Origin of the sequence: Lachnoclostridium sp. An169 (assembly GCF_002160525.1) — a bacterium.
GTDB classification, from domain to species: domain Bacteria; phylum Bacillota; class Clostridia; order Lachnospirales; family Lachnospiraceae; genus Mediterraneibacter; species Mediterraneibacter cottocaccae.
Genome location: NZ_NFKT01000022.1, coordinates 12,232 through 38,932 on the forward strand (window position 1 = coordinate 12,232; position 26,701 = coordinate 38,932).

11 protein-coding genes are annotated in these 26,701 nt (G+C 53.2%); all 11 read right to left on the bottom strand.

The window, feature by feature from the left end; genetic code table 11:
• Nucleotides 1-9: 9 nt before the first annotated feature.
• Complete coding sequence (locus B5F07_RS14680; RefSeq protein WP_087162037.1) at nucleotides 10-2,415, bottom strand: glycoside hydrolase family 3 N-terminal domain-containing protein; 2,406 nt, start codon at nucleotides 2,413-2,415, stop codon at nucleotides 10-12.
• Between the two features lies 1 nt (nucleotide 2,416).
• On the bottom strand, nucleotides 2,417-4,828 hold the full coding sequence (locus tag B5F07_RS14685; RefSeq protein ID WP_087162038.1) for a glycosyl hydrolase family 95 catalytic domain-containing protein: 2,412 nt from the start codon (nucleotides 4,826-4,828) through the stop codon (nucleotides 2,417-2,419).
• A gap of 24 nt (nucleotides 4,829-4,852) precedes the next feature.
• Nucleotides 4,853-7,996 (bottom strand): glycosyl hydrolase family 95 catalytic domain-containing protein, encoded by a 3,144-nt coding sequence (locus tag B5F07_RS14690; RefSeq protein ID WP_087162039.1) that lies wholly within the window; start codon nucleotides 7,994-7,996, stop codon nucleotides 4,853-4,855.
• Nucleotides 7,997-8,023: 27 nt separating this feature from the next.
• Nucleotides 8,024-9,865: an ABC transporter ATP-binding protein gene (locus B5F07_RS14695; RefSeq protein ID WP_162613141.1), complete on the bottom strand. Its 1,842-nt coding sequence runs from the start codon at nucleotides 9,863-9,865 to the stop codon at nucleotides 8,024-8,026.
• The gene (locus B5F07_RS14700; RefSeq protein WP_087162041.1) at nucleotides 9,849-11,627 is read right to left on the bottom strand and encodes an ABC transporter ATP-binding protein; all 1,779 of its coding nucleotides are present in this window, start codon (nucleotides 11,625-11,627) and stop codon (nucleotides 9,849-9,851) included. The genes B5F07_RS14695 and B5F07_RS14700 overlap by 17 nt, the downstream gene beginning before the upstream one ends.
• Complete coding sequence (locus tag B5F07_RS14705) at nucleotides 11,614-13,548, bottom strand: PEP/pyruvate-binding domain-containing protein (protein WP_162613142.1); 1,935 nt, start codon at nucleotides 13,546-13,548, stop codon at nucleotides 11,614-11,616. Before B5F07_RS14705 ends, B5F07_RS14700 begins: the two co-directional genes overlap by 14 nt.
• 135 nt (nucleotides 13,549-13,683) lie before the next feature.
• The gene (locus tag B5F07_RS14710) at nucleotides 13,684-15,525 is read right to left on the bottom strand and encodes an alpha-1,3-galactosidase-related protein (protein ID WP_087162043.1); all 1,842 of its coding nucleotides are present in this window, start codon (nucleotides 15,523-15,525) and stop codon (nucleotides 13,684-13,686) included.
• Nucleotides 15,526-15,605: 80 nt separating this feature from the next.
• Entirely contained in the window at nucleotides 15,606-17,549 is a 1,944-nt protein-coding gene (locus B5F07_RS14715; RefSeq protein WP_087162044.1) for a DUF5054 domain-containing protein, read from the bottom strand.
• Between the two features lie 78 nt (nucleotides 17,550-17,627).
• A complete protein-coding gene (locus B5F07_RS14720) occupies nucleotides 17,628-20,837 on the bottom strand; it encodes a glycoside hydrolase family 2 TIM barrel-domain containing protein (RefSeq protein ID WP_087162045.1) in 3,210 nt (1,069 codons plus the stop codon).
• 65 nt (nucleotides 20,838-20,902) lie between these two features.
• Entirely contained in the window at nucleotides 20,903-24,115 is a 3,213-nt protein-coding gene (locus B5F07_RS14725; RefSeq protein WP_087162046.1) for a hypothetical protein, read from the bottom strand.
• Nucleotides 24,112-26,598 carry a hypothetical protein gene (locus B5F07_RS14730; protein ID WP_140398032.1) on the bottom strand — a complete coding sequence of 829 codons (2,487 nt, stop codon included), beginning with the start codon at nucleotides 26,596-26,598 and terminating at the stop codon, nucleotides 24,112-24,114. Before B5F07_RS14730 ends, B5F07_RS14725 begins: the two co-directional genes overlap by 4 nt.
• Between the last annotated feature and the right edge of the window lie 103 nt (nucleotides 26,599-26,701).

Genomic DNA, 26,701 nt, shown 5'->3' on the forward strand with positions numbered 1-26,701 from the left:
TGGAACCTCCTATTCTGCATAACATGCTCCGGAAACCCGGAACTCCGCCTCAAGTCCCCTGGTCATTACCCGGAACTCTCCTTCCTCCACAGCATACCTGCAGTTCCGGTCCACCAGGGCCATATCCTCTGGTTTCAGCTCAAACGATACTCTCTTCTTCTCCCCCGGCTGAAGCAGAATCTTCTCAAATGCTTTCAGAGCCTTCACCGGCGTAGTGGTACTGCTGTACAGATCATTCACGTATATCTGAACAACCTCCGCACCTTCCCGGCTGCCTATATTTTCTACAGTAACCGCCACGGTGACCGGGTTCCCTGCCGGGATCACGGCGGGTTCCACAGAGAGGTCTGAATACGAAAATGAAGTATAGCTCAGCCCATATCCAAAAGGAAACATCGGTTCCGTATCATCAAACACATAGTCCCTCCCCGGAGCGCCGGGGGCTCCCGGCCGGTGGTAATAGCCTCTGGCTGAAGGTTTATAATTATAGTAAAGAGGGATCTGTCCCGTACTCTTCGGGAAAGTAACCGGAAGTTTTCCGGAGGGATTCACTTCGCCAAAGAGGATATCTGCAATGGCATTTCCGGCTTCTTCCCCGGCATACCAGGTTTCCAGCAGAGCCGGGATCTTATCGATACACGGAAGCGTCACGGGTCTCCCGTTTATCAGCACAAGCACGAGCGGTTTTGACAGCGCGAGAAGTTCCTCCAGCAACGCTTCCTGCGCTCCGCTCAGGCGCAGATCCGCACAGTCATATCCTTCCCCGCAGGTCACAGGCTTGCCGGTATCCGTTCCCCATCCGATACCATAATCCACAGAACTCGAATGTCCCATGGCGGCAATGATGACATCCGCCTGCTGTGCAGCATCCATGGCGTCTTTCCATGCCTTCTCGTCCCGGATTCCGTCCTTTTCGTACAGACCGCATCCTTTCGCATACAGCACACGGGTCTCCGCAGAGACATGGCTCCGGATTCCGTCCAGAAGCGTGACCGCCGAACTGTTTCCCATATTGCCCAGAGAATAGTCGCCCAGTTCCGCCTCATCTGCATTCGGACCGATCACGGCGATGGTCCGCTGTTTCCCGGACAGCGGAAGGATCTTATCATTTTTCAGGAGAACCACACTCTCCTGCGCAGCCCTGCGGGCAAGCTGGCGTTTTTCTTCCGTATGGACGATCCCGGAGATCTTTTCCGGATCCACATACGGGTGCTCAAAAAGACCTGTCAGAAATTTCACCCGCAGAATCCTCCGCACCGCCTGGTCAATGTGGGAAATATCGATCTTCCCGTCATCGAGCAGTTCTTTTAAATGTGCAAAACAGCATCCTGTGGGCGCTTCCATATCCATGCCCGCGCGCACCGCCTGAGCGGCAGCTTCCGCGCGATTTTCAGCAGTGCAGTGAAAACAGTTGAGCATCTCCACTGCCCCGTAATCGGAAAAAAGATACCCCCGAAATCCCAGTTCATCTCTCAGCAGATCCGTCAGCAGAAATTCTGACGCACTGCAGGGGATCCCGTCCACCTCACTGTAGGCGGGCATAATGCTGAGCGCTCCACCCTCACGAACCGCTTTTGCAAATGGAGGCAGATATAATTCTCTCAGCTGTCTTTCCCCCGCCGGGACCGGAGACAGGTTCACACCGCCCTCCGGACTTCCGTGAGCGCAGAAATGTTTGAGGGTGGCAGCGATCTTATCCCTCGCCAGATATTGATCCTCCGCCTGGCACAGTTTCTCCGCCTGGCTTTGTCCCTCTGCCTGGCTTTGTCCCTCCGCCTGATGTTGTTCCTCCTCCAGCCATTGTTTCTCTGCCGGACGTCTCTCATCCGTACCGTTCTCGCCCTGCAGTCCTTTTATATAAGCAAGCCCCATTTCTCCGCAGAGGCACGGATCTTCCCCGTACGTTTCTTCCACACGTCCCCATCTCGGTTCCCGTGCCAGATCCAGATCCGGCGCCAGTCCCTGCCGGATTCCGCAGGCAGCGGCCTCCTCCGCGATCGCAGAAGCCGTCTGCCGCATCAGTTCCTTATTCCAGGTAGAAGCAAGTCCGATCGCCTGTGGAAACACCGTCGCTTCCGGAGTCATGTATCCGTGGAGACATTCACTGACGATCAGCGCAGGAATGCCAAGTCTGGTATGTTCTTTCAGATATTTCTGCAGAGCATTGATAAACACTGCATTCTGCCGGGGCAGGCATTTCGGCGCCTCGACCGCGCCGATTCCGATTCCCTGAAAAAATGTCTCCGCCTTTTCTTCAGAAAAGCATGCGGCGTCATTTTCTTCTGCAAACGCACCTGCCGGATGCATATACATCTCCCGCAGCTTTTCCTCCAGGGTCATTCTGCCGAGGAGATCTTCGACCCGTTCTTCTACGGATAATTCTGTATTTAAGTATGGTAATCTTTCTGCCGGCATTTCACTGCTCCTCTCTCTCCCATGAATCTCTTCTTCTCACGGTTTCGCCTTTTATCACTGTTCCATCTTTTCTCACTGTTCCGCCTCTTATCACCGTTCCGCCTTCTGCCCGGATAACGCCCATTCCGTCTCTCTCTTCTACGTTCACTTCCGTATCCCTGAAAATCTTCTCAGCCTGTTCATAATCCCGGAAGAAGATCTCACCGTCGTACTGTGGTTTGAGCGTCAGCGCCGTCAGTTCCCCATTCTCCCATTCTGCGGATACGAGAAGTCCCTTCTCTGCCCGGAAGTCCTCGAACGATACCTTCTTCTCTCTCCACTCATCCGGAATAGCGGGGAAAAACGCTAGGATCCCTCTTTCGCTCTGCAGGAGCATCTCCTGAAGTGCGTCTGCGGCGCAGAAATTTCCTTCCAGGGTAAACGGACGGTAATGCAGGCTTGTAACTCCCGCATTTCTGTAATCGCCGTTGAGATGGAAACCGTTCCGGGAACAGCAGTATTTCCAGAATACTTCCAACTGATGCGCTGCCCCGTTTCCATTTCCCTGAATCGCGTAGAACTCCGCCAGCCAGGCAAAGGAATAGCCCACCCAGTTTCCGGTCCCCATGCGCTCCAGGTCGAGAACCGTAGCGTCAATCACTTTTTTATTCTCCTCCGTATCGTAAGGCATCAGCCGGAGCGGGTGGATCGCCATGGCGTGGGACTGGTGGCGGTGCGACTCCGTCAGCCGTTCATCCGGGCTTAACATGAGCACACCGTCTTTGTCCACTGCCAGATCCGGGCATTTCTCCAGATGCCCTCTCCATGTCTCTTCTTCCCCGTTTCCAAGCTCCTCTGCCAGAGACGCCAGCGCGGTAAAGAGATACCGCATCAGCGCCAGATCATAATTGGAATTAGGCGTCAGGAATGCCTCGATATGGTCATCGTGGATCTCCGGTGAACTGGAGATCGGAAGATAATATCTGCCGTCCCTCTCTTCCAGGATATCCAGGATAAATTCCGCCGTTTCCTTTAAATACGGATACGCCCGCTCCTTAAGGAAATCCCGGTCTCCCGAGAAACGGTAATGTCTCTCAAAGGCCTGGCAGATCCAGAGCTGGTTGGTCGGAGAAAGGGAGTACATCCCCCATCCGCCAAGGGGCGTGCCGTCGATGGCCATGACCGCCGGAAGACAGATCCCGCGGGCGCCGTAGTACCTGCGGGCGAAATCACGCGCGCCATCCCGCATGCTCCACAGATAATCTGTAAATGTCTCTCCCTCTTCCAGATGGTTTGCTTTCAGGTAGCTGTAATAGCTCAGCTGCGTGTTCAGGTCGTGGTGATAGTCTCCTTTCCAGGGCGGGAGCGCTCCATTGTCCGCAGTCCACACACCCTGGAGCGGCATGGGGTAACACCCTTTTCGGGAACAGCATCCCAGGAAATAATTGGTCAGATACCAGTTTTTCTCAAAAAGCGGATCCGGCAGCGTTACACTGCTCTTCCCCCAAAAGCTCTCCCACCAGGCAGAGTGGGATGCAAAAGCCTCCCCGTATCCCCTGTCCAGAGCATTTTCCAGCTTTTCCAGCGCCTTTTCCTTCCAGTCCGCCCCGTCAGGGGAGCTTCCGATCCAGTATACGAGCAGAGTCTTTCCTTCTTTTTCCCTGAGTTTTACAAAGACCCCGTAAGAAAATGTCTCACTGATCTTCTGGACAAAATACTGTCCGTCATCCGTCCGGGAAACTTCCGGCTTCTCGTATTTAAGCTGTTTTAAAGACCCCGCTGACGCAGTCTCCGGATCGATCGCGGTTTCCCCTGTTTTGAATCTACTGCTTTCCGCCTCAGCACCGGCTCTTCCGGCTCCTTCATTCGTCTCCCGGATTCCGTATTCCGGATTTTCCACGTAAAAGGAAAACCGGTCCGCAGGCAGTCCGATCTCCACATACCCCGTCTTTTCTTCTGCGTGAAGAAAGCTCCGGATACAGACGCCGTTTACTGTTATATGTGCTTCTGCCCCAGCCATATTCAGCTCGGAACAGACGTTTCCTTCGCATTTGAGGTCAAAGACAAGATTTCCCGCCGGAAGTTTGGAGGGGAGCATCTTTGTGTACGGCGTATCAAAGATCCGCCGGATCTCTTCCTCATTTTTCTCCCTTACCAGACGGATCATGTTCCGGTAGGTAAACTCCTCGCTCAAGACTCCCGGATCCGGCGTGGTATCCCAGATATCTCCCCGGTCCAGGCTGAATCTCAGATGACCGGGCTCTCCCCAGATCAGGGCGCCGCACAGACCGTTTCCCAAAGGGATCGCCTCATCCCACAGCCGGATCGTTTTGTCGAATTTTAAATTGCAGATCTCTCCCGGTTTTTTCATATTCTTCATAGCCTCCATCAATTTTTCTTCTCTGTTCACTGCCGGATTTTCGCCGCTTTTCATTCTGCTGTCTCTCCAGTTCGCGGACTACGCCCTCCCATCTGTCACGCGGATGATCCTCTCGTCTGCCTTTGCACCCTCTCTCCAAGCCGTAACCTTTGCCATCCCTTCTCTTCTGCCGTATGCCCTGCTGCCTTCGATGGAGAGCACCTCCGGGTCTGAAGAGCAGTATTCTGCCTCACCACCGTCTGACATTCGCAGGATCGTCCCTTTTCCGACTGCCAGAGACGGGTACTCGCCCTCGATGCCCCGGTCTGTCCGGAGCAGATCCAGGGAGATGACCGGCGGGGCAGAGACATTTCCAGCAACACTGCAGAGAGATTCCGCCAGTCCCTCCTGCCGACGCCCGGACAGTTTTTCCCTGGACAGTTCTTCCCCGGGCAGTTCTTCCGGGAGCAACTCTTCCGCGGGCGCGGGCAGCTCTTCTAAGAGCCAGTACACTCCGCCTGCCCATGTGTCAAATTCCAGTGTTTCCCCGCGCAGACGCTCTTCCCGGCTCTCTGCACTGATTCCGGCACTTCCGCAGAAATCTGCTTCTTTTTCCCGCAAATTTCCTTCTTCGTACAATTCTTCGCTCTGCTCATCTGTCCCCCGCGAGTCTTTCCTCCACAGATACACATCCTTCCCGCTCCAGGGATTATGGATCCTGCACCGTTTTCCTTTTTCCGAGGTAATTTTCACCGGTCCCAGTTTTCCGTCTCTGACGTCCGCTGCCACGAGAAACGCCCCTTTTGCCCGAAGTTCAAAGGACACATCCCATTCCATAGGCCAGGCGGGGGCCACATGGATCACATGGTCAAAATTATCCGGCCCGTCGGATATGGACTGAAGCAGCGCCGCCTGCATCTGGTCGGAGAACACACCCAGTTCCTGGATAGAGTAGCTCTCCTCCCCGTTTGTAAAAGGAAGCCTGTTCGGGAAATACTGTTCTCCCGTGGGCTTCGGATTCTTCATGTGAAACGCCCGCAGTACATAGGGCAGGCACTCCCGGATCAGATCCGTCCTGCCGAGCATCGCCGCTGCCACCAGGATCCGGTTCCAGCTGTATCCGCACTCGTCCGCATGGGAGGGGATCCCCTGCTTCAGCCGTTTGATCACCGGAAGAGCATCGAGGGTGCGGTTTGCCGTCTCCCATTCCCGGGGATTTTTCTTTTTCGTCTCCAGGTTCAGCAGATCATAGCTGAATGTCACCCTCAGCCTGCAGTCATTGGGATTTCCCTCTGACATCATACAGCATGGTTTTCTTCCTATGGCAAATGTCTCGCCCCCGGTATTCTCCGCTTCGCCTGTTTTCTCATCCTTATTTACATTCAGCCGCCCGACAGCGTCCTCCATACTGCTCAGAGGATAGGGCGGCAGAATCTCCGCCATGTGTTTCCATTCCTCACGCAGTTCTTCGTCTATCCCCAGCATTTCCGATATGCGGATCACTGCCGGGTAAATCCCTTTCATAATAACCACATCATCCATGACGTCTTTTGCATAAGTGACGGATTCCGCCCACCCCAGATGTCCGATGTGGTACGTCCCGTCCTCCATCTCCCCGCAGGGGTGGAAACGGTAGAACTCCGCCACGCCTTTGAGCCAGGGATAGATCCTCTCCAGGAAATCTTCATCCGCTGTGTAAAAATACTGCTCCAGCATGGAATTTCCCGCATCTCCGGCGTCGTAGGAGAGATTGGAGTGCCAGCGGAATTTCTGCAGACCGCCCTCCCGCCGTTCCACTTCGGAGTAAAACACCGCCCACCGGGAATTGAGCCCGCTCCGGTCTGCCATAAAGGACAGAAGCCGTTCTGTCGCCGGAGCATCGTACAGAAACGCATTTTTCAGATCCCGGGCGATCTCGTCGGGCAGGATCTCCGGTCCGGAAAAACCTTCCGTCTCCGGCAGATAGATCCCTCCGTTTCCGCCAAACTGCTGTTCACAGGCTTTCTGATAGCGTGGGAGATTGCGCAGGAGCATCCCGAAAAGAGGCTCGTTGCACTCCCCGTGGTTTGCCTGGGCAAGCCCGTAGTGGGAACGGCTCTGGTTATACCACCAGAACTGACCGCCCCATGTCCTCACATCCCCTTTTGTAGAAAACAGGAGTCCGTTAAACTTGGCGGGATAGTCCCCCCGCATGGTGCTTCCGATATAGTAGAGGTATGTATACCAGGCCCTGTAAAAGTCCGGATGATCCGGTGTGTAGATGTAGGACTTTTCCCAGTAGGCGTGCCACCATGCTTCATGGGTGGATCTGATCTCTTCCGGAGACGTCTGTTTCGCGCTTTCACGCGCCTGTTCAGCGGCTGACTCCGCACCCGCCAGAGAGGAAAACGAAGCCCCGCTTGCGAAAAATATTTGATACTGCTCTGCCGTCGGAAGAATCGTCAGAGTGATACTCTCAGGTGTCCCGGGCATCTGCTCTGCCGTCTTTTCTGCGGTCCGTCTCGCGTTCCGCTCTGTTATCTGTCCCACGTTCTGCTCTGTCATTCGCTCCGCTATGCAGTCTGTAGTCTGCCCTGCCGCCCGCTCCGCAGTGTCTCCTCCCGGCGCATTTTTTATATCAAGTACCTCTGCATTCTCTGCCCATGCCCGCACACAGGAGGCGCAGAAGTGGTCATTTTCCCGGATTCCTGTACTGCACGGCTCGGAAAATTCCTGTGTCAGCAGGATCTCCTCCACGCGCGCGGAAACTGCGGACTTCGCCCGGTGATTTTTCCGCTCCACCAGTTCCGGGCGGAGCATGGACAGCGTGATGCGGATCGGTTTTTTCACCTGACGGACATCCTTAAAGCTGCACACGAAGACGTCCGCTTCAGACCATACCCGGATATCCGCTTCCACCCCGCCACCGGATATTTCCAGGCAGGCGTCGTACATATGGAGGATCTGCCGGGTCTCCTCATGAAACACCTCTTCTTCAAAATCGATCTGTACCCCGGCACATCCTCCGCAGTACTCGTTTGCCCCATAGTAATCCGGGGAGTCCATCTTCCATTCTCCGGCTGTGGTAGCCCCATTGGTGGCAAACACATCGACCCGGTTCACCTGCATATTGATCATTTCCGGATCAATCCATACCATAGATCCGGTGCGCCCGTTTCCAAGGGGCATGCCCTGATAAGGCTCGGGCGTCGACCCGCAGTAATACAAGTCGGCCCGCTGTGTAAGACTTCTGTAGTCTGTCATTTTTCTCACCTGCTCTTCGTCATATTTCTACCGGTACCACTCTGCCTGTGCATTATACATTCTGCGGTACTCCGCGCACCGCCCCATCAGCTGTTCATGGGTACCGGCGTCTGTACACCGGCCCTCTTCCATAACAAGGATCCGGTCCGCGATCTTTGCCGCGCCAATCCTGTGAGTGACCAGTACTGCCGTCCGCCCTCTCGTGATCTCCGCAAATTTATGATAGAGGGCGCTCTCTTCGATGGGGTCGATCGCCGCAGTCGGTTCGTCTAGCACGATAAAACCACAATTTCTGTAGATTCCTCTAGCGATGGCGATACGCTGCCATTGACCACCCGAGAGATCGATTCCGCCGAACTCCACGGCCAGATTCGTATCCATAGGCAGGCCGATCCCCATGCTTTCCAGTAAAGCTCTTGCTTTTTCTTCGTCCTCCGGCTCCTCTATGTCGCTGATCATGACATTTTCTTTCAGGGACATCTTATAGCGCCGGAAATCCTGGAACACAGCCGACACGCCCCGTGTCCTGGCTTTATTAGCTTTCCCGTCATCTGAATGTTTCCTTCTGTCCGCTGTCTCTTCTGGTATTGTTTCCCACCTTTCAGCCAACTCAACCGTCCCGGAAGTCGGCTCATAGAGCCCCAGCAGGATCTTGCCAAGCGTGGTTTTTCCCGAACCGTTCTGTCCCACCAGGGCCACGGTTTCCCCTTCTCTGATCTCCAGGTTCAGGTCTTTGAGCACGTCCGTTTCCGAATTGGGATAGCGGAAACAGACGTTTTTCAACTTAATGGCTGCAGACCCGGAAGCATTTTCTGATGAAATTCCTGCCGGACTTCCCGCCTCTCTTCCCGGTATTTTCTCCTCTTCCTCCGGGAGTTCGAGAAATTCCAGAAGGCTTTTCACTGCGCCCATAGAACCGATATTTTCACCGATGTCTCCGCTGACCAGTTCTTTCATCTCATCAAAAAGCAGGCCGATACCATTGAGCACCGCCGCAAAGGCCCCCACCGAGACTGCTCCCGCCACAACGTCGGAAAAAAGCATGTAAAGAACAACTCCGTATCCGGTCAGCGTCACCAGTTTACATAAAAGATCGATCCGCAGGCTCCTTGTCTTATATTTCATTTCCAGAGAATTGACGACGCCCATCACTTCAAAAAATAAGTTCCGGAAGAAATCCACCGCCCCCAGGATCCTTGTCTCCTTGAAATACTCCCTGGACGTAATACACTGTTTATAGTAATCCATTTTCCGCGCAGGAGCCGCGGTGTCGTCCACCAGACGTTCCTTTGCCTTTATCTTAAAATAATATCCCAGGCACACCGGCAGGAAAATGAGGGCAACAGCAAAGATGAACTTGGGGTCCACCGTGTAAAAATAACTTCCCAGAAACAGGTACAGAGGCAGATGGCATGTGAACGGCGTAAAGCAGATAAAGAGGAGAAAGATCGCTTCATCCCTGCCCTGGACTGCCTTTTGAAACTGATTGTAGATCTGTTCATTTTCAAAATTGATGGCCTTCAGGCGGTCGGACTTTCTGTGCAGTTCCCAGGTGATATCCCTGTTTATGATATCAAAGATCACATTCATAATATAAACGCTTAAACCGTTCAGGATCTGATTGACAACCGTTACTGCACCGTACAGAAGCGCCGCACGGACCACGCCCGGTTTCCCCGTCTCACCGCTGACAGCTCCGATGACCACATCGTATAGATTCTGGGAAAGCCAGATCAGGATCCCCATGCACAGACTGTTTGCGATGCTGACCAGGGCGCTGAGCGCAAAAAGTCCCGGACAGGATCTGACCATTTTCGGGAACATCACCCGGATAGTTTTTAAAAATGCATTATTATTCTTTTTCAACATACCACTCCTTCTGACTCTCATACATTTCTGAAAATACGGTATGCCCAATCATCAGCCCGTCAAATGTCCCCTGCTCGCATACCCGTCCGCCGCCGATCACGTAAATGCAGTCCGAATCCCGTGTCACCGCCAGGCGGTGGGATATGGTCACTGTGGTCTTTTTTCTGAATGCACTATTCAGGGAATCATAAAACTGCTGTTCCGCGATGGGATCCAGAGCCGCTGTCGGTTCATCCAGAAATACCAGTTCCGAACTGCCGATCAGGTTTCGTGCAAGGGCAAGCCTCTGCCACTGACCGCCGGAGAAATCCTGTCCGTCCCAGAAATGACTCCCCAGGAACGTATCCGCACCGCCTTTGTAGCTCTGCACGGTCTCGAAAAGCCCCACATCTGCCAAACCCCTGTCAATCTCTTCGGGACTCACCCTGTCCGTGCGCCGGAGCGCCCCTACCAGGATATTGTCCCTAACCGTCAGCGCATATCTGCTGAAATCCTGGAAAACCGCGGCGCACAGCCTCCTCACCTGGTCCTTCCGGTATTCTTTTATATTTCTCCCGTTCAGGTAAATGCTTCCCTCATATCCGTCATACACACCCAGAATCAGCTTCACAAGCGTTGTCTTCCCGGCGCCGTTTATGCCGACGATGCTGTACTTCTTTCCCGCCTCGATTTTCAGGGACAGATGTCTCAGGATGTATTTGTCCGTGTCCGGATATTTAAAAGACAAGTTCCGGCATTCCAGTGACTCAAAGTGCTCCAGAGCTGCCCCGGCTTTCTCCAGTTTTTCTCCCTCCTGCTTTTCCTCTTCAAGGGACAGAAATTTCTGAAAATCTTTCATATATTCATTCGCCGCTGTAAGGGCATCCACATCCTGCATGAACTCCCAGGCGATCGCTTTTACCAGTGCATAAAGGGAACTTACAAGAGATATGTAGAGTCCCACGCTCATGCTTCCGCTCATCACCGGGTCGATCAGCATCATCGCCGCGATCACTGCAATCAGCGCGGTAAATACACTTCCGGCCTTGCTTTTTATATACCAACGGATACTCGTCTTCAGTTTCAGCAGACGGGCAGTCTCCGAATTTCTCCACCACTCTTCATTGATATGGTTGCCATAGCGGAAAAGCTTTCTCTCACTGACATACTCTCTCCGGAGCATGATCTCGGAGAAATAGTCTGCTTTCCTTTTCGCTTTTGTCACTTCTTTCACCGCGTTGTAGGAAGCACGTCCGCTTTTTACTGCCAGAATGAACAGCGGTACGGAGCAGGAGAGTATGATTACCGCGGGCAGAAGAGCTCCGCCTGCCAGTACCACGACGATCCCCACAGTCTTCACAACAAAACTGATGACATTCAGATAACTGCTGTAGCACTGAACGATCTGCTTTTCCGCGTCCGGCACCACCCGGTCTGCCAGATCCATCGCCGTCTTATTTTCGATATACCTGTACTGCATTTTTGCGTACTTGTCCAAAATAATCCGGCTGCTCTCTCTGCGCACGCCATTCAGCAGATATGTATTTATCCATTCCATGAGGTTCGGCTCCAGCCAGACAAAAAGCTGCATGCCCACATAGACCAGGATCAATACCAGGACCTGCAGGATATCCCTTTCACCGCTCTCAAAATACCGAAGCACTGTGTCAAGGAACCGTGCCAGAACCACAACCATGGCGCTCTGCACGGCTCCTGATAATATTTTCAGGAGAAAAAGCGCGCCCGAAGCGACGGGAGCAGCTTTAAAATTAAGCTTTATCACTTATACATACTTTTCCTTCCGTAGCATTTAATTGAATTTCCATTCCATCTTCAAATCTGTAATTAATCCCTCCGACGGCAGGGATATGCATTTCTCTCGCCAGGATAGCCCCATGGCTTAAAATGCTGCTTTCGGGAATGATCAGCCCTTTAATATTGAAAAAATATGCAGAAAGGACCGGCGATATCCAGTTACTGTATACAATACTTCCGCTCGGAATATTAACGATTTCAAAAATGTCACCCGGATTTTTTAATACATAGACCTTGCCGGATGTATATCCCTGTGAAACGGTAACTCCTTCCAAAGTACTTTTTGATTCAGAACCGGCATAAACTCCAACACCATTTTCTATCACTAACGGCATATCATAATTCTTGCAGGATTCAAAACTTTTACGCCGCAGTTCTGCCACTTCCGATGAAACTTTCTTCCCCTCAGCCAGATCCTTTAATTCATGAAACTCATAAAACCAGATGCTGTCTTTCTGCAAATTAAGTTTACTTTCTATTTTCTGCAGTAAATTCCGTATGACATATGACCCCAGGCACAACAGATAATCATCATCTTCTGTCCTCTGCACCACTTTCCTGTATCTTTCGATTAATGCACAAATATTTTCATCAAAATCCCTGCTGTTGTATAACGGTTCTCCCGCTTCCTCATTAATTTCCCGTTCGCCGATAATATCAATGATCTGATCCAGATAATCGGCCAGACTCTTGCACATAATGTAAAACGGATGGGATGTCTCCGCACCGTATTTTTTTAGAAACAATGCCTTTTTTTCATCAAAATCCGAAGTCCCTTTATTTTGCAGCAGCTTTATAAAATCTTTTCTTTTGTTTGTATTTATTGTGTCTATCGAATGCATTACACTGAAAAATACATCCTGATAATTCTCAAATTTTTCTTTTAACGCATCGATTAATTCCTGATAACAAGTTTTTCTATATATGAACCAGTTCACATTCATATACGATTCCACCGCACCGCGATAGATCTGAACTGAAGATTCCAGCATTTCAATATCTGCTTTTTCTTTCCGATCCAGAAGATCCTGAAATATTCCCATATAATGCTGCGAAATAGAATCCCAGTCTTTCCATTGTTCATCATCGATACTTTTTAAACGGAACTCACTGCTGAAATATACATAATTTTCTATTATAATATGAGGTCTTTCCGTCAGCAGTCCCGACGGATCCAGAGTCCGGATCAAAGGTGTAAACGGGAGCGACAGCTCTTCCTGCAGGATCCATATTCCTTCAATATTTTTTACACTGTCAAGTGGTATTTTTATTTTGCCGGTAGTCATCGGACGGCATTGTAAGAAAATGATCGTTCCTTCACTAACACAAAATTCGACATCAACATTCGCATTCAACAGTTCCCGCAGCCTTCTTTCCGCATCTGTCAGGTCTCGAATAACCGATTCAGAAACATATCCCGGATTTTCTCTGATCCACCCTCTGTTATCAACATATAAATCTGGTGTAATGTCTCCTTTTACCAAATGACTGCATGAAGTATCTGCAAACTCGATCACAATATCTTTTCCGGAGTCATAAGGAGAGGCTGAAAACATGATCCCGGAGAAATCACAATCGATATATGGCTGGACAATGATTCCCATATTCCTCCAGTCATTTCCTGCAGAATCCAGGACTTGGCACGAAGCGCTCATCACTTGTTCATACGATTTGACTCTTACACTTTCAAACACCCCTGCCATAGAAGTTTCCTGCGAATCTTCTTTTTGAAATGAGGAACGCACGATCAATTCTTCTGAAATGCTGAAGTGCTTTTTCACTGCATTTTCTATTTCCTGGCAGACTTCCTCTTTTGTAACGTCCATTTTCCATGCAGCCGGGCACTTCACTGCCAGTGTTGCCGGAATATTTATCCCATTCTTTTTCATAAGCCACAGATTCTTCGCCTTATTGCCATACAAAGCAATTTCTTTTTCACAGATTTCATCCAGAACATTAATCCTCTGCATTCCTATAACCTCCTGAACTGTAAATCATTGTTACCCCTGTGCCATCACACCATATTATCTAAGTATCACTTTCTCCCCATAAACCTCCCCGCTAAACTCCGCCTGCAAATATCTGTCCGGGAAATTTATGATCTCATTCCCTTCCATCTGCACATCCCTGCAGTTCCTAAACACCACTCTGGGACTTCCCTGCCCGCCTCTTCCGGCCCAGATCACATTGCCGCAGAACCGGATCTCCCCCGTATGGTCTGCGAACAGCACCGTCTCTTTCCCCTGCACAAACAGGTTGTCCTCGATCCGGATATTCCGGTGTACCATCTGCTCCGACTGCGGATCCACGCCGGACTCGATGTGGATCACGCCATCGCAGAACTGGTATGCCGAAGTACAGCAGTCCAAAAACTGGTTTTCCCGGACCGACACGTCTGTACACGTCCCGGACTCGTACCACTCCCGCACGTCTCCCGTAATGGTGACGGCGCTTCCCGACGACTCGAAAATATTATTCTCAATCCGTACCTGCCCCGGCGTAGTCACCAGGATTCCCCGGGCGCGGCAGCTTCCAAAATAATTGTTCCGGCACAGAACAGACGGCGTGTTGGTCAGGTTTTCTAGAGAACAGTTTTCATCTGCCCCCTCCGGTATCTTATCCGCCAGTTCCAGTTCAAACTCCACGGGTGTGATCAGCCGGTATGAAGCAACTCTTGCTGTTCCAACAAGGCTTCTGTCCTCCGGCCGGAGAAATGCGATCTCATCCCCTGGAGAAGCCCACCTCTCAAATCCCGCCGACTGGGGATGGCAGTAAACTCCGGTCACTTTTTTATCCCCGCTGATCTTGCGGATCCCGGCCGCGGTTCCATGTACATTCACCGGATCATCCATCAGCCCCCGGAACCGGCAGTTCTCTATGGTGATCTGCCCGCCGTTGTTGGAAAAATGAAGTCCGTCGTCATGGCCGGAGATGATCTGGTATCCGCCTGCATGGTCCGCGGTAAATGCCACGCCTCTGGCTGTAATATCCCGGTTAAACTGGAACACGATCCCCAGGCCTGCCGTATGGTATACCGTCACACTTTCCACCAGAACGTCCTCCGAATGCTGCACCAGCATCCCAGGATGCACCCGTTTTCCGTGCCGCAGTACGAGAAGATTTCCCGGCTTCGGTACCACCCGGAAGCTTCCCTCGAGACGCACCACAGCCGTTCCGTCTTCAGGCATCCTCTCCTGCGGAATTTTCTCTGCACATGGGCTTTCACCCGTCCTTGTTTCGTCCTTCCATACAAAACGCGCCTTCACCTGCGGAAATGTATCTCCCGCCCCGCTTCTCACCCGGTTTGTGTCCGCGTCAAACTCAATTGCGGCAAACATGGGCTCCTTCCGCACATCAGCGTCAGCTTTCTCCCCTTCCTGCAGGAAATACAGCTTCTCATCCTCGATGCAGCAGGGGAATTTTCCCGGATCGATCCCGATCTCAACCGCCTCCTCCGACGCCCGTAGAACACGCGCCTCCGCGCCGTGGGGCATGGCGGAGGTGATCTTCAGGTTCTTCACCTCGATATGACGGCATCCGGAAACTGCCAGGGGCGTCATATCGCCATGAAAGCAGAATACCGCATCCTGACCTTCCAGGCACACATGCTCCAGATCTTCCAGAAACACGCCGAAGCTCCGTGACTCCGCCTGATCGGAGTTGGAGACGGAGACCGCCCGCTTTACGGCGTCCGCCGGATAGAAATGATACGTTCCCTGTTCCAGGACAAAACGGGTATCCCGGGGATTTTCTGCTGTCATCTTCCGAAAACGCTCCGTCAGGGTACGCTCCGCCTCATCTCCGCACTGCCGGGCTTTTGCGCCCTCCGGCATAATCCCGTAATCTCCTGCATAGACTGTCCTCATATTGCTCTCCGCCTTTCTTCTCGCATCCGTGTTCTTTTACTCCTGTCTTCCGGTACTTCTGACACCTCTTCTGCGCTTCCTTACTTTTCTCCTTCCAGTTCCATCTCCACGCGGAATCTGGCGTCCTCTCCGTACCACATGGTAAAGTTTGTCCCCCAGACATTATTGCACAGGTTCACCCAGAACCCTTTATCCGCCGCAGGTATCTCATCGGTAAAATCAAGCAGTCCCGGCCGTTCCAGGCTGATGACCGGCGCGTCCACAGTGCGGAAAGTAAGATGCTCCATGGCGACTTTTTCCTCCACAGCGTGGATCCGCCTTCCCCCTCCGGACACCACATCATCCGGACGGATCTTTCCGCCCATCTTCTGGATCCACCGGATCTCATCCGCCGGGCAGAATCCAAGCCATGCCGCTTCCGCCACACGGCTTTCCTGTTTTCCTGTCCATGCAAAATCAAAGGTAATCTTATCTTCGTCAAACACGACTTTCAGTTCCGTTTCCTCCATGCCTCCGTACAGCCGGACCGCTTCCTCCGGCAGTTTCATGCGGATCACCAGTTCATTCCCTTTTGTCCGGACCTCTGTTTTCTCCGGACGGTACTGCCTGTAATGGTCAATGGCCTCCGCTATCCCGATCTTACTGTCGTCCTCGATGGCCCAGGACTCATCAGTGATCACATACTGGCTCAGATAGCGGTCATATTCTTCCTGGGAAAATACTTCGTAGACAAAGCTCCCCAGTCTGTGTTCCTTATCCGCGAGCACTCTGCCGTCCCGTGACAGAGTATCGATCGAACCGTCTTCTCCAACGCTCACTTCGTAACCGCCGATTTCCATCAGCTGTCCGGGCTCTTTCTTCTCATATCCAGTCAGATCAGTAAGAGGTCTCTTATATTCAGAAACCGCACGTTTCGCCCGCGCGAGAGATTCTCCGGAAAGGCTGTTTACCGCGTCTTCCACATAATCTCTCTGCTCCTGCCAGGAAAGCTCCATGTTGCGGAATTTCTCCGTCGTCTTTTCCCGCAGGAAATCTTCCTTCTTAAAGTAGCGGTGCTCTCCTTCCAGCTCTCCGTTCTCCAGCTGCCTGCCGAGCCACATCTTCTCATCCAGCCCCCATGTGTGCTCCGGCACCAGAATCAGGTGGCGGTACATTTTTTCCATATCCTCCTCGGGCAGTTCCTCTTTTAAACGGAGCAGAGCCCGGTACTTGCTCACCTTTCCCGGATCGGACGCTGTGCCGAAGATCCAGGTGTCGCCGATCTCCTGCGTTACAACAGGCAGTTCCACCCGGCCGTCTTTTGCTGCCTGCTCCACAGCTTCCGCCACGTCCTCAAGAGTTCCTGCCACCAGTTCTGCTTCCGGGAAACGCCCGTGCAGTTCCCGGTAAACTTTGCGGATCTCCTCCGCGGACTGGGGTCCCCGGTTATCTCCCGTATGGGCAAAGTATACAGCCGTCCCGCTCTTTCCGATCTCTGTCATCTGACCGTAATCTCCGTTATACATCACGATCACGGACTCCCCGTTTCCACTCTCCCAGCGAAACAGATCCGGAACAGCGGGTCTTGTAGATGAGGGATTTACTCCGATATGCAGGAACTTCACCCCCGCGTTTTCAAGCAGAGCAATCATAGAACGGGTATGTCCCGGCACATCCGTCATCTTCGCAGCCACCGTCTTCACCCCGAAACGCTCATCCAGTTTCCGGGAGATATTCAGCCCGTAACGGAAGAGATCCCGGTTCATCAGCTCTGTATGTGTAGTGAACGGAAGAGCATGCCAGCGGATTTCTCCGTGGCGGATCGCATCCTCCATCCACTCCGGATGTTCTCCTTCCTCCAGATACTGCCCGATCAGCCAGGAACCGGTGGTCCAGATGAAGCGCTCCTTCTCTCCCCGCATCTCCCGGGCTGTCCGCATGGCATTAGGGATATATTCCTTCATATAACACTCTTTGATAGTCCGGGCAAAATTCGTAAATCCCAGATCCAGATGGGTTTTAAAAATCACAATAATCTTTTCCATCGCAGTTGTTCTCCTGTTTCTTTCATTTATCACTGATATTTCTTCTATGATCTGTACGATTCTTTCTGCCTCCTGCGTTTATTTCCAAGCCAGGGTAAACTGTGCGCAGAAATTCTTTTCGGTCAGGCGGTACTCCGGCCTCACTTCGGGACCGCAGCTTCCCGTGCCCACACCGCTCATATAGTAGTCCAGATGGAGGACGGTGTCCCCGCATTTTTCCAGTTCAAAGTCATGGTTTTTCCGCTCCAGTTCCTCCCATTCATATTCAGATACGCTGAAACTGAACGGTTTTTCCGATGTGATTTTCAGCCTCTCTTTTCCGTCTGAGAGAATACAGTATTCCGTACCGCAGTGGGAAGAATTTTCCTGCGGGAAAATATAAGGCTCGAACATCTCTTCCACCTTTCCCTCAAAACGGTCAAGCCATGTGCCTTCCTTCTTATCCACGTAGCTCTCCGTTGGGCCATACCCGAAATAGGTACACCGGTCCACGCTCCGGTTCAGATGAAAACGCAGTCCGAATCTGGGGATCCAGGGAATACTCTCCCGGATTCTGGTCTGAAGCTTCAGGGTGATCTTCCCTCTGCCATCGATGCAGAACACCGCGTCGATATCCGCAAGGGACGCACGTCCCGGAACAACGAGAGAAAGCCTGCACCGGATGCGGACTTCCTGCTGCTGCGCTTCCCGGACGTCTTTCTCAACGATAACCTCATATACATAAGGACGGATCCGGTCGAATCCCATGGTCTTGAAATTATAAGTTCCGCCGGGCTCTCTTCCGCATAAGTACATATCGTTGTCCAGAGGTGCCCGATACATCTGATATTCCACCGGACCGTGCAGGTATTCTTTTCCACAGTAAACCATGGAGTCAAAATTTCCGGCCGTTTTGTCGAAGCGGTAAGCAAAGTCGAGGCCATTTATCAGGACAGAATTCTCCGTCTCGCAGAGCTGCAGTTCTTCACCTTCATCCGGCTTCGCTTTCCCGTCCGCGGTCTCTTCCATTTCCGCGCTCTCCTCCATTTCCGCCGGAACATCATCCAGACGGAATTGCTCAAATCCTAGCCAGCTTCCATCCTCCGGGTACTTCATAGACCCTTTTTTATAAAAATCGATCTTCAGGAACACCCTTTCTCCCGGATGCTTCCCATGAGGGATATCTAGCTCCCGGCTCTCGCCCGGACGTACGCTGAACGGTTCTGCCGTGCCTTCCTCCAGAAGTTTCCCGTCCCTTCTTACGCTCCAGCGGATTTCCAGATAGTCCTTTAAATCTGTAAAATGCAGTCTGTTTTCGATCCGGTATCCGTTCCCTGTCCGGATCACTGCCGCCGGACGCGCACAGTTCCACAATTCCCGCAGTCCCGTGTGGGGACGGCGGTCCGGAAAGACCAGGCCGTCCACACAGAAATTCTTATCATGCTTCTCTTCCCCGAAATCACCGCCGTAGAGGAACTGCTTTTCTCCGGTCTCCGCCTTCCGCAGAACCGCATGGTCACACCACTCCCAGACGAAACCGCCCGCCAGGATATCATAGCGGTAAAACTGGTCATAGTATTCTTTCAGACCTCCCGGGCCGTTTCCCATGGCGTGGGCGTACTCTGTCAGGATCAGCGGTTTCCGTAAGAATACGGGAGGCGCAGATGACGCAGGCGCGGAAGCAGAAGATTCGCAGTAATCCGCCACAAGTTCCAGTTCCGGATACATGATCCCCTTCACATCCAGAGGGCTTTCATCGAGTCTGCCTTTATCTTTTTCCTTACAGATCAGAGATTCATAGTGGAGAAGGCGTGTGCTGTCCAGCTCCTTCACTTTCCGCGCTGCTTCCGCCGTATTTTCCCCGTATCCGCTTTCATTTCCCAGTGACCAGAAGATCACGCAGGGACGGTTCTTGTCACGCTCTACCAGACGTACCGCCCGGTCCATGACCGCTGTCCCGAACCGCGGGTCTGCCTGGGTCCCGCTGTACCGCTCCAGGTCACGCTCCCCGTTCATGCCCCAGGTGCCGTGAGATTCCATATCTGCCTCATCCATCACATAGAATCCGTACTCATCGCAGAGATGGTAGAATTCCGGACAGTCCGGATAGTGGGAGGTGCGGATGGCATTCACATTGGCGCGCTTCATCATCTTCAGATCGGTCTCCATCCGTTCCCGGCTGCACACATATCCCGTATCCGGCCAGCTCTCATGCCGGTTGACGCCCCGGAGCAGAATGGCTCTGCCGTTTACAAGCACCTTTCCATCCCTTACGCAGACTTCCCGGATGCCGACGCGCTCCCGGATCCGCTCATTTTCCGTCTCGATCAGCATCTCATAGAGGTAAGGCTGCTCCGCGTTCCACAGCACAGGGGCCGGGATCTCGAGGAGCAGTTTCTCCCCGGAAGTTTCTCCCTGCGCTACAGGATTCCCTTCCCGGTCCGTGACCGTAATCCGCTTCCACACGGGATTTTCATCTTTGTCTCCGCCGGATTCTTCACGCATCTTTCCCGGTATCTGCGCGCCATCATGATTTCCCGCAGTCCGCACCCCATCCAGGTTTCCCGCAGTCTTCATCCGCACAGAGACGACCGCTTTCCCGTCGCCGATCCGGGTCTGTACCGCATAGTCAAAGATAAAGTCTGCCGGTCTCTTTAAGATATAGATGTCCCGGAAAATGCCGGACAGACGGAATTTATCCTGATCTTCCAGATAGGTACCGTCGCACCATTTGAGCACCGCGATGTCGATCTCATTTATCCCATCCCTGAGAAGCCCGGTGATCTCATACTCTGCCGTGGAATGGGAAACCTGGCTGTATCCGGCAAACGTGCCGTTGATATAGACATAGTGGCAGGAATCCGCTCCCTCCAGATTAAGGAAGTAACGCTCTCCTTCTTTTTTCCTGATCCGGAATTCCCTGTGGTAACAGCCGCAGGGATTCTCCTTTGGCACATAGGGCGGGATATAGGGAATGAGATAATCAATGTTCTCATACACCGGCACCTCATAGCCGTGGAACTGCCAGTTTGAGGGAACCGGGATCTGCGCGTTCATCTGCTGCTCCCCGTTCCCGTCCTGCTGTTTGTCCCCTTCTGCAGTATTCTTCCAGAAAGGATCCGCCTCCCCGGCAGAGGGATAGAATCGGAAATCCCACATCCCGTTCAGGAGGATCACACTGGGATTGTTCTCTTTCGCTGCCGTGCTCTGATCCGCCGGGCAGGGGATATAGTAAGCCCGGTCAGGCATAGTGTTCACCCTCGGTCTCCCAAGATTCTGGTGATAATTTCTTTTCATGATATCGTTCATATTAACGCTCCGATCCGCACCGGCATCCACTGGCCTGTGCTGTTTATATCCCTGCTGTATTCCCGTTAAATCCCGATCTCCTGCACGCCGTCCGCAGAGAGTCCGGTCTGCACTTCCGCGTTCTCTGCACTGTACACGGTCACAGTATCCCCGGCGTTTCCCTGAACGATCACCCGGCAGCTGTCTTCACCACGGACAATGTCCAGTACCTCGGTCTCCATCCCGTCAGTCACAGCCGCCACGTCTCCCCGGATGGTAATCTGGGTGATCCGGTCTCTCTCCACCGGCAGAGTATACGCCTTTCCCGCCAGATGAAGCTGCGCATATGCCGTCCTCACCGGAGAGCTCCACCAGTCTGTGTTGACCGCATAGATCACGCGGCTTCCGTCCTCCCGGTCATAAACAGCGCTCTCCACCGTATCGTTTCCGGTAAGCCAGCCCTTCTCCAACTGTTCTCCGGATGCCTCCCGGGCAAACTGCGTGAGGACCTGCTCATAGAGACCGCGGACGCCCGCTGCCGCCGGGTACTCTCTGACGTTCATAAGATAAACTTCTCCCCTGCCGATACAGTGCCGGATCAGAAGGGGCTGTCCGTCCTTCTCCCGGAGCACCTCAACATTTTCACCCGGAGCAATCTCTCCCACAGACACCCCGTCCTTCTCCGGCAGGAATCCTTTCAGCCGGACTCCGGTCAGCCTTTCTGCATCAATCGGATGGGGAATCCCCCGGATCGCATCATCCCGGTCCGTATCCGTGTAGAGATGGCACCATCCGAGCAGAAGTTTTCCACCTTCCCGGACATATTCGCAGAGTTTATCCACATGTTTTTCCTCCGCTGTGTTAAAACCGAGGAAAGCCATATGACTGTATCGCCTGTATTTCTCCACAGACGCCTCCACGGGAAGGATATCCACCGTACCGTAAGGCGTCCTTGTGTAATACCCCTGGGGCGCGTCCGGACAGGGATGGCGGTAAATGGCATCCAGAAGGGAATCCGGATAGAACACGCGGATCAGATCCCAGCTTTCCTCCGGGGTGTCGAACTTCCACTTTTCCCCCTCCTGGGACCAGGCATTTCTCCGCGTAAAGCAGACCCAGGCGTCATTCGCCCCGTGAAGCAGCGCTGCCGGGCTGACCATGGTTCCCCTGCGGCTGTGCGTCTCCACGAAACGCAGGAACTCCCTCTGCACGTCCGCATGTCCCACACAGGAAGGGCTGAAACGGTCAGATTCGGCGAAGAGCTCCTCCATCCGGTAGAATCCCTCTTCCGTATTAATATGCCGGCACCCCTGCAGGTAACTGATATAGAGCGCCAGCCGGAATCTGCGGAAATGGGAGTCGCTGTCATGGGGCGTGGTTCCCCACTGCACGGCAAGGTGGGCGGTAAACACGTCTCTGTCATAAGCGATGCCGGCGCCCCGCAGAGCGGAAAGGATCACTTCTACAGGTCCGTACATCAGCTCCGCGCCGCACACTTCCACGCCTGCCTGGTAAATATATTTGAAGAGAGTCGAAGGACCTGTATGCCTGCGTATCCCTTTCAGCGACCGTGACATCTTTTCCACAAACTGCCTTGCCCCGTCGTCCATTCCCTTACACTTTACCGGACTGAAATTATAGTAGACGTCGTCCGGGCCGTACTCAAAAGGAGTCCGGTACGTATAATCCGGGTGACGGCACACTTTCCGGCAGATCTGTTCATAGAGCGTTTCGTTGACATAACGGGCAGTCTGAAGCCAGTAATAAAAGGCCCCGTCTCTCTCATGTCCCTGGCTTCCCAGGTAGTATTTGCCCTGGAGCATCTCATCGGAAGGATTCGCATTGATACCCGGCAGCTCTCTGCCGTCGCTGATATAGCAGTAGCTGACGTTCAGTTCGTTTAAGAGCTCTGCCATCCGCTTCCATACGTCCGGATGGCAGGTCCGGCTCCCGCACCACCGGTAAACCGGGCGAAAGGTAAGCATATTTCCCAAGTGTCCGGACAGATACCAACGCAGGAAGTCTTCCATGTCATCCATCTCCTGGGGAATATACACTGCGTCCCCGCTTCCGGTTACCACGCCGTCCCCGTCTTTCCTGACGATCCGGGCAATCTCTGCCGCGGATGTCTCCCCGCAGGCACGCACTTCCACCTGCAAGTGAGCACCCACCTCTCCTGCGCGGATCCGGATCACATGAAGCCCCGCTTCCGCGAAATTCATCCGTGTCACGCCCGTTACAACCGTCAGTTTCTCCGGCACCAGGATCTCCACTTCCGTCTCCGGCTCCCGGGTGCGCACCAGGATCCCGAACTCTTCCCCCGCAGGCACATACTCCGGGCAGTAGATCAGCGTCACGGCTCCGTATTCCTCCAGATGGAGCGCCAGGCGGGTCAGCGTATACGGCGCCGGGCACAGATAGTCCGAAGCATTACTCAGAACCAGCTCATTTTCTCCTTCCCGCAGCACTCCCGCCGGGATACGGATCTCGTTCTCCGCACCTGCAAAGCAGCGCTGAAACAGCCTGTGAATCCCCAGTTTCTCCCCGTTCAGCTCCACGTCCATGGAAGTCCATTCCTTCCCGGACAGATTTTCTCCCAGCCAGTTCATAAAAGGATGATACTTGTTGGTCAGATCAAAGGGCGGAAGGATATTAAAGCCGGTATCGTTCGTCAGCGACAGATCTTCGATCCACAGGGTTCCCCGCGTCTTCTCCGTACAGATGGAGACAAGCACCGCAGCCGTGTCGGAGTCGATTGTGATCTCTCCGGAAATGTCTGTCCAGTCCGCTGTCCCGGCAGGCAGAAATATCACCGTTGTCTCATCTGCCTCGCCGCTGATATCCCGGACGTCCCTGCCCTCTTTCTTACGGTATGTCTCGAAGACTATCTGCGCCTCCCCGCCTTCTTCCACTGTGAAATCCTGCGTCCGCACCAGCCCGTGGAACTTCCAGGTAGTATCCCCACTCTCCGGCACCGCGTACTGGGAGTTGATCCGGGGCGGGCAGTCGATCCGGTAATATGCCCGGCGGGGCCAGTCCCCCCCGCTGGAGACGATTTTTAAAGAAAATCTGCTGTGATGCGTCTCCGTTGAAAGAGAATCGTCAATATCCCGGAAGAGCAGGGGAAGTCCGCCTTCATACATGAGAGACGGATGGATTCCCACCCGTCCCCGCAGCTGCAGACGGCAGTCTTTTCTTTTCAGATTCTCAGAAGAAAGCCCTGTCCTGAAACAGATGCGGGTTTCTTCATTATGTTTTATTGTGTAGCTGTTTTCATCCAGAATGATCTGTTCTGTCATTCTCCTTTTCCTCCTATCGAAATCCGGATCTCCGCCCCGGCAGGGACCGCCACTTTTTTCATGCGTCCGAAATAACCGTGTCCCAGCTTTTTCTCCGTCAGACTGTGATCTGCCAGGATCGTAACTTCCGCGTCATATTCAGTCGGATTCGCAATCCGCAGGACGACCCTGCCGTCTGTTCCGTCCCCCGTTCTGCCGCCTGCTGCTTCACTGCCGGCTGCTCCCTTCGCAGACTCTCCCGCATCTCTGACAACTTCCACCTTCACATGGTCACTGCACTGTACTACGTCCCGGTCCAGATCCACATAGATACCCGGGATCTCCACATAGGTCAGAAGCATGGTCGTCTCCGGCCAGTTGGAGCCGTACAGGAAGCCGCCCACCGTATGCTTTCCTTCCCAGTCGCTCATCTGCACACGCTCATTGAAGAATCCCGCCGGAAGAGGTTTATCTGCAAGTGTGTCAACCGGACGGTCCGGAAGAGATACGAACTGGGAGAGAGCATGGCTGATCCGGCCCATCCACTCCAGATATCTCTGATCTCCGGTAAAACGGTAGAGTTTCAGCAGCGAGTTGCCGGACAGGGTGCAGATGCCCGGTGCCGAGTGCTTATTCTGCGCATTGGCAAATACCGTGCCCCTCGTGTGCGCCCCGATCTTAGCCGCAGCGCTCCCCTCCGGGAAATCAAAGTCATAGCTCACCACCCAGGTGACGGCAAGTTCAAAAGCTTCCTTCGCCGCATCGAGCCATTTCTTCTTTCCTGTCGTCTCGTAGAGCTGTACACAGGACTCCAGAAGACCGAAAGCAGACTCGCTGTCCGGGGCCTGGCAGATCTCGCCGGGGCCTCCGTTTACCACGCCTTTTCTCAGGCAGCCGTCACAATAGATGTCCCCCAGTTTCTCCGCAGTCTCCAGATATTTTGCACATCTTTCCTGATATTCCTCTGCTCTCTTATGATCTGCTCCTGCATCTCCCTGCTCCCGGTTCTCCTCTGCACCGCTGAAATATTCATACGCCAGAGCCAGCGCCCCGCAGGCGATCGCCGCGCTGGCGGTATCTCCCACAAGGAGCTCCTCTTCCTCCATATCGATGAACTGTCCCAGTTGCCCGTGTTTCTCAAAGAACCGCACAAACGCATCCGCCTGGCGCAGAATGCTCTCCTCTACAATATGGAGAAGCGCCCTATTCTCCGACGCATGCACGCCTCCGCCTGCTTCCGTGCCTGCCGGGGTCTGCTCTGTTCCGCCGTTTCCGCGCTGCGCCGTCTGCTCCGCCCGCAGATACAGGGCCTGTTTTACCATGAAATACAGGAGATCCGCATCTTTTCTCACAAGCAGAACCGGCTTTGACGTATCCATAAATGCATCGCCGTAGCACTGTCCACCGGCATACATAGGCACATACCATCCGTTGTCTCTCTGAAGCTTTTCCACAATAAACCGGAGTGTGGAAAGTGCCTGTTCCCGAGCTGTCCCCCGGTCTTCCATAAGGTAGGAATAAGTGTTCATTCCGCCGCCGACCCATCCGGACTGCCAGTGTGCCGGGATCGTTTCTCCTGTTCCAACCATCAGATAACCCTCAGGGGAGAAATTCATCCGGATGCATTTTTCTTTCACCGTCTGATAAGCCCGGGAAAACGGAATGCTGCAGTAATCCCCTCCCTGTTCCATCTCTTCTCTTACACGGTTAAAATACATGAAAAACCGTTTCATATCTTCTGCCTCAAAGGCATGGCACTCCGCTTCAAGCACAAGCACATCTCCCTTTTTCAGCAGTGCCCCTTCATCGTCAGATGGATAACCGCAGGTGGGATAGAAACCGGAACCATCCGGAAGATCCCCGAAGAAATAAACATTCTTCTCCCTCACCCCCGGGGAGGAGACGCTGAAAACAGCCTGGTCCTTATTCTCCTTTACCGTAAATCCCGTATATCTTCCGTTCTCCTCATGTTTCGCAAGCATGAGAAATCCTTTTTTGTTCTTCTTTTCATAATAGCCCGACGCCGGTGTGCTCATGTCTCCGGAGAGAAACTGAATCCGGGACTCTTCTTCTTTCTTTGCCAGACGTGGGATGTCCGTAACCACCGCCGTCCAGCCGTCTGCTGTCTTCTCCGCACAGTAAGGCGGATAGGGGATGTATCTGCTCTCCATACGGTTTCCGTTGTATACTGCCGCAGGCATGAATACATAATTATCCCTGTCCCATCCCTCTACGGCATTTTCCAGAGTCAGGGAAACCGGGATTTCCAGGTCTTCCAGTGCCGCTGCACAGATGTGGAACTTTCTGACATACCCGGTTCCGCTCTGCTCGCAGATCACCTGCAGCGGAGCCGTCTTTACCTCATATATCTGCCGCTTCTCACTTTTTCCGCTGTTTCCATCCGCTCTGCTGTCATCCTCTGCTCCGCTGTTCTCCCCGATCCTCCAGAGTTCTTCCGTCACCGGGACGCTTCCGTTATATTGTTTTACTCTGATCTGATACATTGATTTTCTCCTTTTCCTTTCATCCGTAATTCTTCCGGCTTTCTCTGCGCAGCTTCCTTCACACTGTTTCCGCAATCCGCTGTTCTGCTGCCGGTTCCGCTTC

Excerpts from the sequence above, each read along its gene's own strand:
- B5F07_RS14730 (WP_140398032.1), bottom strand. The coding sequence starts at position 26,598 with ATGTATCAGATCAGAGTAAAACAATATAACGGAAGCGTCCCGGTGACG.
- B5F07_RS14680 (WP_087162037.1), bottom strand. The coding sequence starts at position 2,415 with ATGCCGGCAGAAAGATTACCATACTTAAATACAGAATTATCCGTAGAA.
- B5F07_RS14705 (WP_162613142.1), bottom strand. The coding sequence starts at position 13,548 with ATGAAAAAGAATGGGATAAATATTCCGGCAACACTGGCAGTGAAGTGC.
- B5F07_RS14715 (WP_087162044.1), bottom strand. The coding sequence starts at position 17,549 with ATGGAAAAGATTATTGTGATTTTTAAAACCCATCTGGATCTGGGATTT.
- B5F07_RS14695 (WP_162613141.1), bottom strand. The coding sequence starts at position 9,865 with ATGTTGAAAAAGAATAATAATGCATTTTTAAAAACTATCCGGGTGATG.
- B5F07_RS14725 (WP_087162046.1), bottom strand. The coding sequence starts at position 24,115 with ATGACAGAACAGATCATTCTGGATGAAAACAGCTACACAATAAAACAT.
- B5F07_RS14690 (WP_087162039.1), bottom strand. The coding sequence starts at position 7,996 with ATGACAGACTACAGAAGTCTTACACAGCGGGCCGACTTGTATTACTGC.
- B5F07_RS14710 (WP_087162043.1), bottom strand. The coding sequence starts at position 15,525 with ATGAGGACAGTCTATGCAGGAGATTACGGGATTATGCCGGAGGGCGCA.
- B5F07_RS14720 (WP_087162045.1), bottom strand. The coding sequence starts at position 20,837 with ATGAACGATATCATGAAAAGAAATTATCACCAGAATCTTGGGAGACCG.
- B5F07_RS14685 (WP_087162038.1), bottom strand. The coding sequence starts at position 4,828 with ATGAAAAGCGGCGAAAATCCGGCAGTGAACAGAGAAGAAAAATTGATG.